This is a genomic window from Pseudomonas taiwanensis (assembly GCF_013393345.1).
Taxonomy (GTDB): Bacteria; Pseudomonadota; Gammaproteobacteria; order Pseudomonadales; family Pseudomonadaceae; genus Metapseudomonas; species Metapseudomonas resinovorans_C.
The window spans coordinates 1-12,491 of sequence record NZ_QJRF01000065.1; the positions used below are offsets into that span (position 1 = coordinate 1).

The following is a 12,491-nucleotide window of genomic DNA, read 5'->3' on the forward strand; positions in this document are numbered from 1 at the left end:
CTGGTTTCGGCCACGCAGGTCAACGATGCGCCGACGGGGGCACCGGTGATCAGCGATACCACGCCGACCCAGAACCAGCTGCTGACGGCCTCGCGGGGTACGGTGGCGGACGTCGATGGCACGACGACCTCGGTGTTCGGCTTCCAGTGGCAGTCGTCGAACAACGGCACCACCTGGGGCAACATCGGTGGTGCCACGACGGCCACTTTCACGCCGGGAACGGCGCAGGTCGGGCTGTTCCTGCGGGTGGTCACCAGCTACGTCGATGACAGTGGCTTCAACAACTCGGTGGCGTCGCTGGCGACGGCGCGGGTCGGTGGCATCTTCAACGGCGGGCCTGGCAATGACACGCTGACCGGTGCGGCCGGTGACGACCTGATCAGTGGCGGGGCCGGCAACGACACGCTGAGTGGCGGCGCGGGCAACGACGTGCTCGATGGTGGGGCCGGCAACGACACCATGTCCGGCGGCTTGGGCGATGACACCTTCGTGGTCAGCAATCCCGGCGACGTGGTGAACGAGCAGAACGGACAGGGCACTGACCTGGTCTGGACGACCCTGGCGAGCTACACCCTGACCGCCAACGTCGAGAACCTGGTCTATGGCGGAAGCGGCAACTTCGCCGGCAACGGCAACGTCCTGGCCAACACCATTACCGGTGGCGTCGGCAACGACACCCTGATGGGCGGCGCCGGCGCCGACAACCTGGTGGGTGGGGCCGGCAACGACACGCTGGATGGTGGTTCGGGCAACGATACCCTGGCCGGTGGTCTGGGTGACGACACCTTCGTGGTCAGCGATGCGGGCGACGTGGTGGTCGAGCAGAACGGGCAGGGCACCGACCTGGTGTGGACAACGCTGACCACCTTCACCCTGGGTGTGAACGTCGAGAACCTGAGTTATGGCGGTGCCGCGAGCTTCACCGGTAATGGCAACGCCGTGACCAACGTGATCCGGGGCGGCAACGGTAACAACGTGCTGCAAGGCGGTGCCGGTAACGACATGCTCGTGGGTGGCCTCGGGAACGACACCTTGGGTGGCGGTTCCGGCAACGACACCATGATCGGTGGACAGGGGGACGACATCTACGTGGTGACGGAAGCCGGGGATGTGGTCATGGAGCTGGCGAACCAGGGCGCCGACACGGTGTGGACGAACCTGGCGAGCTACACCCTGGCGGCGAACGTCGAGACCTTGCTGTCGGGAGGCGCCGGCAACTTCAGCGGCACCGGCAATGCCTTGGCGAACACCATCAACGGCGGTGCGGGTAACGACACGCTCAACGGTGGTGCGGGTAACGACACGCTGAGTGGCGGCGCGGGCAACGACACCTTCGTGTTCGGCGGGAACTTCGGCCAGGATCGCGTCCTCAGCTTCGATGCCAACCCGGTGGGTGGCCAGGACCTGCTGAACGTGGCGTCCCTGGGCATCACCGCGGCAAACTTCGCAGCCAACGTGGTGATCACCGATGTCGGGGCGGATACCCGGGTGGCGATCGGCGCCAACAGCATCACTCTGGTGGGTGTGACGGATGCCACCAGCGTGACCTTGGCGGACTTCGTCGTCAGCTGAGGAGGCAGCCAACGCGCACGAAGCGGTAAAGAAGAAGGGGTGAAGCACCTGGTGCTTCACCCCTTTTTTGTTCAGGGAGAATTCCGCTGACTTAACGTTCGTTTTTACCCCGTTTTTCCCCGCTGGTGGGGCCCCATTCCCCAAGCAAGAAAGATGCCTCTGAATTGCCCGGATTTCTCATTTGAGTCAACGGTTGTAATCCGCTGATAAATGGGAAGCAGGCTTGCGGCCGCTCTAGAACGCTACTTTCAGAAGCTCGGAGAAGAGCGTGCCAGGACTGCTGGAAGAGTGCTACCGCATGTTGAATGCCATTTCCTTCGATTAACTTGCGTTTAAATGTTTTAAATCAATTACTTATCTAGTTTTTACATTTAGAAACATATGTTGACGGTTTATTGACAGTGCGGAAGGCCAGGGCTTTAGTCAGGGTGTGTACGAGCATGACTGTTTTTTGGCACGCAGCAGTGTTGAGGGACATCGCTGTGGCGCCCGCCACAAGAGTGCTAGGGAGAACACCGCAATGAGCATCGATTCATTCTCGCGCAGTGGGCCAGATGGTCCATCAGCTTGTGCCGCTCCTCGGGTTCGTTTCCACGGCCCGCCTTAGCCCTGAGTTGAAGTGCCGCCGTCCAGCGCGGTGCTGATAGGGACAAATCCATTCAGTCGGAACTGAGCCACTTCCAAGGCTTGGCGGGTTCGGCCGCGACTGCGATTTGCCCGGCTCGATCGATTTCCTTCGAAGAAAACGTGGAATCGCACCCGCGTGGGCGTGATTCGGCCTGACTAATTGCTGTCGGATTGAGGAACAACAACATGGCCAACTTCATCAAGTCTGACCTCGAGTTCATTCTCCAGCAGATTCTCATCTCTGAGGCGAATGCCAAAGGCGAAGAGCTGGCGTCACTCCTGCCAAATGCCCAGGTGCCCTGGGGACTGCGGACGGTGGACGGCTCTTTCAACCACTTGGTCGGTGGACAGGATGCCTTCGGTGCGGCGGATGAACTCTTTCCGCGCCTGCTTACGCCGGAATTCCGTCCCGGAGAATTCGGTACCAGCTACCAGGGAAGCGGCACGGTAATCGATTCGCAGCCCAGGACCATCAGCAACCTGATCGTCGACCAGACCATCAGTAATCCAGCAGCGGTCCAGGCTTTCGTCGATGCCGGGTTCGGCACACTGGACGCCAATGGTGTGTTGCTGGACCTGGATGGTGCGCCTATCCCCGCCGGTCAGCCGCTGTTCCTGCCGAATACAACCCCTGATGAAGGCCTCTCGGCGCCCTTCAACAGCTGGTTCACATTCTTCGGCCAGTTCTTCGACCACGGCCTGGACCTGGTGACCAAGGGTGGCAACGAGGTCGTCTTTATTCCGCTGGCGGACGACGATCCTCTGTTCGTACAGGGCAGCTCGACCAACTTCCTGATCCTGACCCGCGCCACCCAGTTCGGCGGCGCCGGCCTGAACCAGAACACCACCTCGCCCTTCGTCGACCAGAACCAGACCTACAGCTCGCACCCGTCCCACCAGGTGTTCCTGCGTGCCTATGAACTGAACGCCAATGGCGACCCAGTGGCCACCGGGGGGCTGATTACCAACCGCAACCTGGTGGATGGGATCTTTGGCAACGGCAATGACATCGAACTTGGCGGCATGGCCACCTGGGCGGTGGTCAAGGCCCAGGCCCGCGATATCCTCGGCATCAACCTGACCGACGCCGATGTGGGCAGCGTCCCCCTGCTGGCCACTGATGCGTATGGCAACTTCATCAAGGGGCCGAACGGTTTCCCGCAAGTGGTCTTCCCCGGCAACGTGCTGGTCGAGGGCAACCCGGCTGCGCCCATCAGCCTGGTAGGTGCGATCCGTACCGGTCACGCCTTCCTTGACGACATCGCCCATAGTGCCAACCCGTTCAACAGTCAGACCGGCGCCTTTCTGGGCGTCGATGCCGACACAGTGGCCGGGGTGGATGATGCCAATACCGCCACATACGACAACGAACTGCTGGACGCCCACTACATAGCGGGCGATGGCCGCGCCAACGAGAACATCGGCCTGACGGCTGTTCACCATGTGTTCCACTCCGAGCACAACCGCCTGGTCGAACACACCAAGGCTGTGATCCTCGCTTCCGGTGATCTGACCTTCCTCAACCAGTGGCTGCTGACTCCAGTGGGTGCCGTTCCGGGCACCCCGGACGGGCTGAACTGGAATGGCGAACGCCTGTTCCAGGCCGCCAAGTTCGGTACCGAGATGCAGTATCAGCACCTGGTGTTCGAGGAGTTTGCCCGCAAGGTGCAACCGGCCGTAGATGCATTCCTGGCGCCCAATGGCTTCGATAGCACCATCAATCCAGCGATCTTCGCCGAGTTCGCCCACACGGTGTATCGCTTCGGTCACTCGATGCTGACCGAAACCATCGATCGTCTGAATCCGGCGTTTGCCAACAGCGAGATCGGCCTGATCGAGGCGTTTCTCAACCCGCTGGCGTTCGCTGCCAGCGGCGCGACGGCGGAAGCAGCTGCGGGCGCCATCATTCGCGGCACCACACGTCAACAGGGCAACGAGATCGACGAATTCGTCACCGAGGCGCTCCGTAACAACCTCCTGGGTCTGCCGTTGGACCTGGCCACCATCAACATCGCCCGTGGTCGCGACACCGGTATCCCGTCTCTCAACGTCGCACGCCGTGAATTCCACGCCATGACCGGCGACAGTCAGCTGGAGGCCTACACCAGCTGGGTTGATTTCATGGGCAACCTCAAGCACGAGGCGTCGCTGATCAACTTCATCGCCGCCTATGGGACTCATGGAAGCATCACCAGCCAGACAACGCTGGACGGCAAGCGCGCTGCGGCCATGGCAATTGTCCTTGGTGTTGGCGCCAATGTTCCGGCGGACCGTCTCGACTTCCTGCATAGCACGGGTGCCTGGGCAGCGACTGAAACCGGTCTCAACCTGGTGGACTTCTGGATCGGCGGTCTCGCCGAGAAGCAGATGCCCTTCGGTGGCCTGCTCGGCTCCACCTTCAACTTCGTCTTCGAGACGCAGATGGAGGCGCTGCAGAACGGTGACCGCTTCTACTACCTGGGCCGCCTGGCGGGGCTGAACTTCCTCACCGAGATGGAGAACAACTCCTTTGCCAAGATGGTGATGGAGAACACCGATATCACCCGGTTGCCGGCGGATATCTTCTCCACCCCCGGACTGATCCTGGAAGTTGATATCGCCCGGCAGTTCAATGCCGGTGTCATCAACCCCGGTGCCGACGGCATCCTCGGCGATGATCCGACCACGCCATTGGTAGACGAAAGTGCCGACGATGTCGCGACGCCCGGTGGAGATCCCGTTGGCGATAATCCGCTGCTGGGCCTGGTAATCCGTGACAACCCGGACACCGCTGGACCAGACGCCAACTATCTGCGCTACACCGGTGAAGACCACGTGGTGCTCGGCGGCACCGATGGCGACGATATCCTGATCTCCAGCATTGGCGACGACACCCTCTGGGGCGACGGCGGCAACGACCGCCTCGAAGGTGGTGACGGTGTCGACAACCTCGATGGTGGTGCCGGCGACGACATCATCACCGACCTGGGCGGCGACGATAACATCAAGGGTGGTGAGGGCAACGACGTCATCCAGGCCGGTAACGGCTTCAACCTGATCCTTGGCGGAGGCGGCAGCGACTTCATCATCACTGGCGAAGACGTTTCGGAAACCTTCGGTGGTACCGGCAACGACTTCATCTATGGCGCCAAGGGCAACCTGCAAACCGCGGGTAACGAAGGCGACGACTGGATCGAAATCGGCACCCAGGACGGTGCGCCCGGCGACAACTTCTCGCCGTTCTCCCGCGACGAAGTGCCTGGCCATGACGTCTTCGTTGGTAGCGGCGGTTTCGATGAGGTGATCGGCGAGGGCGGCGACGACATCATGGTCGGCTCCGAAGGCTCCGACCACTTCGACGGTATGTCCGGTTGGGACTGGGCCACCTACCGTGGCGATCCGCGCGGCGTCAACGTCGACCTGCTGGTCAACGATCTGGTGGAACCGCCGGTCCCGGCCTCCAACGCCGGCTTGCTCGACCGCTTCGCGGAAGTCGAAGGGCTGTCGGGTTCCTCCTTCAGCGACATCCTCAAGGGCGATCACTCTGATGCCACCACCATCCCCACCGATGGCGAGCTCGGCAGCACCCTGACCAACATCGACCTGGTCGACGGACTGCAGGATCTGCTCGACGATGCCTTCGGCCCCGGCGTGGTTTCCTTCAGTGCCGGCAACATCCTGCTCGGCGGTGGCGGCAGCGACATCATCGAAGGTCGTGGTGGCAACGACCTGATCGATGGTGACCGCTGGCTGAACGTGCGGGTGCAGGTCACCGGCAACGCCAACGTGACGAGCGTGCTCTCCATCCAAGAGCTGATCCCGCGCATGCTGTCCGGCGAGATCAACCCGAGCCAGTTGAGCATCGTCCGCGAAATCCTGGACTCTGATAACAGCATCGATACCGCGGTGTTTGGTGGCGAGCGCGACAATTACACCGTTTCCACGGTCAATGGCGTGACCACGGTCACCGACAACGTCGGCACCGAGGGCTCGGATACCCTGCTGAACATCGAGCGGTTGCAGTTCGCCGATCAGACGCTGGTCCTCGGTGGTGCCAACAGCCTGCCCACCGGCCAGCTGAGCATCCGCGATGCCACCAGCGGCCTGGTGGACAACACGCCGTCAGTCGGTCAATTGCTGATAGCCTCCGTGGCCGGGGTCACCGACGCCGACAACGATGGTGGCACCCTCAACGGTCGGCCGATCACGTTCATCTGGCAGGTCGAGACCGCGGCTAACTCGGGTATTTTCCAGGACATCGTCACCGAAGGTGGCGACGTACCGGCGACAGCCGCCCGTGGCACCTTCCGCGTCACCGCCGAGCAGAGCGGCCTGGCGATTCGCGTGAAGGCGATTTATCAGGATGACGAAGGCGTCCTGGAAACCGCGTTCTCCGCACCGACTAACGATGTAACCGGGGTAGTGGTGCCGCCCGCGCCGCCTGTAATCCCGGTCGAAAGCCCGACTGAGCCCATCAATGGCGGTGTGCACCTGATCCGTGGGGACCTTCAGTTCATCCTCGACCAGATCAAGATTGCCGAACGTCATTCCGCCGGCGAAAACCTGCTGGACATCCTGCCGAATACCCGTGGCGCATTTGGCCTGCGGACGGTGGATGGCAGCCTCAACAACCTGGTTCCGGGCCAGGAGGACTTCGGCGCGGCCGACCAGCCGTTCCCGAACTTGCTGGATCAGTTCTTCCGCAACGAAAACGATGAGACTCCTTTCGCTGGCGTGGACAACACCAACTACGCCACGTCCGGACCGGGCGGCAGCGTGGTGGATAGCGATCCGCGTACTATCTCGAACCTGATTGTCGACCAGACCATCACCAACCCGGCGGCCGTGCAGGCCTTCCTCGATGGCGGGCTTGGCACCCGGGTGGTCGATGGCGCGGGTGTCCCGTTGTTCAATGCCGATGGCACGCCGAGGATCCTCGATGGCAATGGCATCGAGATTCCGCGCGGTCAGCCGCTGTTCATCCCCAACACCGCTCCGGACGAGGGGCTGTCGGCGGGCTTCAACTCCTGGTTCACCCTGTTCGGCCAGTTCTTCGACCATGGCCTGGACCTGGTGAGCAAAGGTGGCAACGGCCTGGTGTTCATTCCGCTGCAACCTGACGACCCGCTGATCACCCACGGTCGCGACGGCATTGCCGGCAACGGCGATGAGGTGTTGCCGCAGAACGCCTTCATGGTCATGACCCGTGCCTCCACCACGGCGGTGCAGGCCGGTGCGGACGGTGACCTGGGCACTTCGGATGACATTCATGTCCATGTGAACCAGACCACGCCCTTCGTCGACCAGAACCAGACCTACACCTCGCACCCGTCGCACCAGGTCTTCCTGCGCGAATACGTGCTGGATGCCAACGGTCGGCCGGTCGCCACCGGGCGCATGCTGGATGGCACCAACCCCGACGGTTCCCCCGGCGGCCTGCCTACCTGGGCTGACGTCAAGGCGCAGGCCCGGGCCATGCTGGGCATCGAACTGGACGACCAGGATGTGCTCAACCTGCCGTTGATCGCCACGGATGCCTACGGCAAGTTCATCCCCGATCCAGCCACCGGATTCGCGCAGATCGTCACACTCGGCGGCCTGGACTCCGGCACGCCCGCCGCGCCCATCGACGCATCGCTGGCCGGCCGTACCGGGCACGCCTTCCTCGATGATATTGCGCATTCGGCCAATCCGTTCGGCGACCATGATGGCAACCCGAACACACCGAACCAGGCGCTGCAGGCGGACACGGACGGTGTCGTCAACGCACCGAACTCGCCGCCCCCAGTGGGCTTCTACGACGACGAACTGCTCAACGAGCACTTCATCACCGGCGATGGCCGTGGCAACGAGAACATCGGTCTGACCGCGGTGCACCACGTGTTCCACGCGGAGCACAACCGCATGGTCGAGCACATCAAGGCTGTGGTGCTGGCCAGCAACGACGCGGCCTTCATCGCCGAGTGGCAGCTCTCGCCCGGTGTCTGGGATGGTGAGCGGCTGTTCCAGGCTGCGCGCTTCACCACTGAAATGCAGTACCAGCACCTGGTGTTCGAGGAGTTCGCGCGCAAGGTGCAGCCGCAGGTGGACGTGTTCTTCGCGCCGACTCAGGTCTACGACACCAACATCAACCCGGCCATCGTCGCGGAATTCGCCCACGTCGTTTACCGCTTCGGCCACTCGATGCTGACCGAGACCGTGGACCGCTTCGATCCGACCTTTGCCAATGACAGCTCCATGGGTCTGATCTCTGCCTTCCTCAACCCGCTTGCGTTCAATACATTGAGCAACGGCGCGGGAGGCACGGTTCAGGTGTCCGCCGATCAGGCGGCAGGCGCCATAATCCGCGGGATGACCCGGCAACAGGCCAACGAGATCGACGAGTTCGTCACCGAGGCCCTACGCAACAACCTGCTGGGCTTGCCGTTGGACTTGCCGAGCATCAACCTGGCCCGCGGCCGTGACACCGGCGTACCCACCCTGAACATGGCGCGCCAGGAGTTCTTCAACGCGACCGGCGATACCCAACTCAAGCCCTATACCAGTTGGCTCGACTTCGCGGTGAACCTGAAGCACCAGGAATCCGTGGTGAACTTCATCGCCGCCTATGGCACCCACGCCAGCATCACCGGCGCCGCGACCATGGCCGACAAGCGTGCCGCCGCCGTACTCCTGGTATTCGGTGGAGATGGCGCACCGGCGGACCGTCTGGACTTCCTCAACGGTCCGGCAGCCACCACCGGGGTGAATGACATCGACCTGTGGATCGGTGGCCTGGCCGAGCGGCAGATGCCTTTCGGTGGCCTGTTGGGGTCGACCTTCAACTTCGTGTTCGAGAACCAGATGGAGAAACTCCAGGACGGCGACCGCTTCTACTACCTGGAGCGCACCGCCGGCCTGAACTTCCTCACTGAACTGGAGAACAACTCGTTCGCCAAGCTGGTGATGGCCAATACCGACGCACTGCACCTGCCGGGGGATATCTTCTCGACCCCGGCGTTCACCCTGGAGGTCAACCAGGCTGCGCAGTTCACGGGTCTCGGCGTCAGCCTGCGGGACGACCCGACGGGTACCAATGCACTGCTCCCGCTGGTGCAGCGGGGCACGAACTTCCTGCAGTATCGCGGCGAGGACCACGTCGTACTGGGCGGCAGTGCCAACAATGACACCCTGATCGCCAGCATCGGCGACGACACCCTGCACGGCGATGCCGGCAACGACCGCCTGGAGGGCGGCGACGGCAACGACTTCCTGTTCGGCGGTGCCGGCGACGACATCCTCACCGACCGGGGCGGCGAGGATAATATCCAGGGCGGCGAGGGCAACGACGTCATCCAGGCTGGCAACGGCATAGACCTGATGATCGGCGGGTTCGGCAACGACTTCATGATCAAACTGGAGGACGAGTCGGAGTTCTTCGGCGGCGTTGGCGACGACTTCATTCTGGCCGGCCGTGCCAATGAATTCAGCTTCGGCAACGAAGGCCACGACTGGATCCAGCACGGTATGGCCGATGGCGCCGCGGGCGACAACTTCGACGCGTTCGGCAACGATCCGATCATCGGCAACGACGTCTTCTACGGTGAGTTCGGCATCATCGATCGCATGGACGGCGAGGGTGGCGACGACATCATGATGGGCAACGGCGGCGAGGGTGACCGCTATGTCGGGATGTCCGGCTTCGACTGGGCGGCCTTCCGCGATGACCCGGCGGGAATCAACATCGACATGCGCCTGCGGGCCTTCAACGAGGCTCCTGTCGCCCCCGGTTCCACCTCGGTACTGTCGCGCTTCGAGTCTACCGAGGGTCTGTCGGGTTCCCGCTTCAGCGACATGTTGCGGGGCGACGACGCTGATACCGCAGCCATTGCTACCCAAGGCGCTTACGGCAGCGTGCTGACCAACATCTCGTTGATCACAGGGCTGCAGGAGTTCCTCGGCGCCGGTGTGACGTCGTACGGGGCGGGCAACATCATGCTCGGCGGCAATGGCAGTGACTTGCTCATTGGTGGTGGCGGCGATGACCTGATCGATGGCGACAAGTGGCTGAATACGCGCATCAGCATCCGCAACGGCGGTGTGGAGATCGGTACGGCCGACCACCTCACTGCGGTGATCACCAATAAGTCGGGGGCTCTGGCGGGAACCGCAGCGACTCTGACTCTGGCTCAGGCCGCGTTGTCCGGACTGGTCAATCCAGGCCAGTTGACCATTGTTCGCGAGATACTCAACGGCACTGGCTTCAACTACGACACGGCGGTGTTCAACGGTAACTTCGATGAGTACCAGGTCGACATCAACAACAACGGAACCACCCTGGACTTCTCGGATGACATCATCACCGTCACCGATACCGTGGATGGTCGCGATGGCGTCGACCGGCTGACCAATGTCGAGCGGTTGCAATTCGCCGATCAGGCCTTCGCTACGCGCCCTGGCCTCAATAGCGGTCCGGCCGGGCTAGCATCGCTCAGTGATCCGAGCCCCGAGGTGGGTTCCCTGCTACGTGCCTCCATCGCTGGAGTGACTGATGCAGACAACGTGGGCGGCGTCATCACCGGGCCGGTGGCGTATTACTGGCAGGTGGACAACGGCGATGGCGTGTACGTCGATATCGAGACTCTGAACGCCGGTGGCGATAACGATGTGGTCACGGGGCCGACCTTCCGGGTCACTGCTGACCTGGCCGGGCTGTCGCTGCGCCTGAAGGCCATTTACAAGGATCGTAACGGTGTGCTGGAAACTGTCTATTCGGCGGGTTCGGCACTGGTTTCGGCCACGCAGGTCAACGATGCGCCGACGGGGGCACCGGTGATCAGCGATACCACGCCGACCCAGAACCAGCTGCTGACGGCCTCGCGGGGTACGGTGGCGGACGTCGATGGCACGACGACCTCGGTGTTCGGCTTCCAGTGGCAGTCGTCGAACAACGGCACCACCTGGGGCAACATCGGTGGTGCCACGACGGCCACTTTCACGCCGGGAACGGCGCAGGTCGGGCTGTTCCTGCGGGTGGTCACCAGCTACGTCGATGACAGTGGCTTCAACAACTCGGTGGCGTCGCTGGCGACGGCGCGGGTCGGTGGCATCTTCAACGGCGGGCCTGGCAATGACACGCTGACCGGTGCGGCCGGTGACGACCTGATCAGTGGCGGGGCCGGCAACGACACGCTGAGTGGCGGCGCGGGCAACGACGTGCTCGATGGTGGGGCCGGCAACGACACCATGTCCGGCGGCTTGGGCGATGACACCTTCGTGGTCAGCAATCCCGGCGACGTGGTGAACGAGCAGAACGGACAGGGCACTGACCTGGTCTGGACGACCCTGGCGAGCTACACCCTGACCGCCAACGTCGAGAACCTGGTCTATGGCGGAAGCGGCAACTTCGCCGGCAACGGCAACGTCCTGGCCAACACCATTACCGGTGGCGTCGGCAACGACACCCTGATGGGCGGCGCCGGCGCCGACAACCTGGTGGGTGGGGCCGGCAACGACACGCTGGATGGTGGTTCGGGCAACGATACCCTGGCCGGTGGTCTGGGTGACGACACCTTCGTGGTCAGCGATGCGGGCGACGTGGTGGTCGAGCAGAACGGGCAGGGCACCGACCTGGTGTGGACAACGCTGACCACCTTCACCCTGGGTGTGAACGTCGAGAACCTGAGTTATGGCGGTGCCGCGAGCTTCACCGGTAATGGCAACGCCGTGACCAACGTGATCCGGGGCGGCAACGGTAACAACGTGCTGCAAGGCGGTGCCGGTAACGACATGCTCGTGGGTGGCCTCGGGAACGACACCTTGGGTGGCGGTTCCGGCAACGACACCATGATCGGTGGACAGGGGGACGACATCTACGTGGTGACGGAAGCCGGGGATGTGGTCATGGAGCTGGCGAACCAGGGCGCCGACACGGTGTGGACGAACCTGGCGAGCTACACCCTGGCGGCGAACGTCGAGACCTTGCTGTCGGGAGGCGCCGGCAACTTCAGCGGCACCGGCAATGCCTTGGCGAACACCATCAACGGCGGTGCGGGTAACGACACGCTCAACGGTGGTGCGGGTAACGACACGCTGAGTGGCGGCGCGGGCAACGACACCTTCGTGTTCGGCGGGAACTTCGGCCAGGATCGCGTCCTCAGCTTCGATGCCAACCCGGTGGGTGGCCAGGACCTGCTGAACGTGGCGTCCCTGGGCATCACCGCGGCAAACTTCGCAGCCAACGTGGTGATCACCGATGTCGGGGCGGATACCCGGGTGGCGATCGGCGCCAACAGCATCACTCTGGTGGGTGTGACGGATGCCACCAGCGTGAC

2 protein-coding genes are annotated in these 12,491 nt (G+C 62.9%); both read left to right on the forward strand.

Annotation, left to right across the window (positions count from 1 at the left end; all coding sequences use genetic code 11):
• Positions 1–1,572 (forward strand): calcium-binding protein (locus tag DM872_RS17850; RefSeq protein ID WP_179060725.1); only part of this gene is annotated, 1,572 nt, incomplete at its 5' end.
• 813 nt (positions 1,573–2,385) lie between these two features.
• Positions 2,386–12,491, forward strand: a 10,106-nt coding sequence (locus tag DM872_RS17855) for a peroxidase family protein (RefSeq protein WP_179060726.1), incomplete at its 3' end; no start/stop codon positions are given.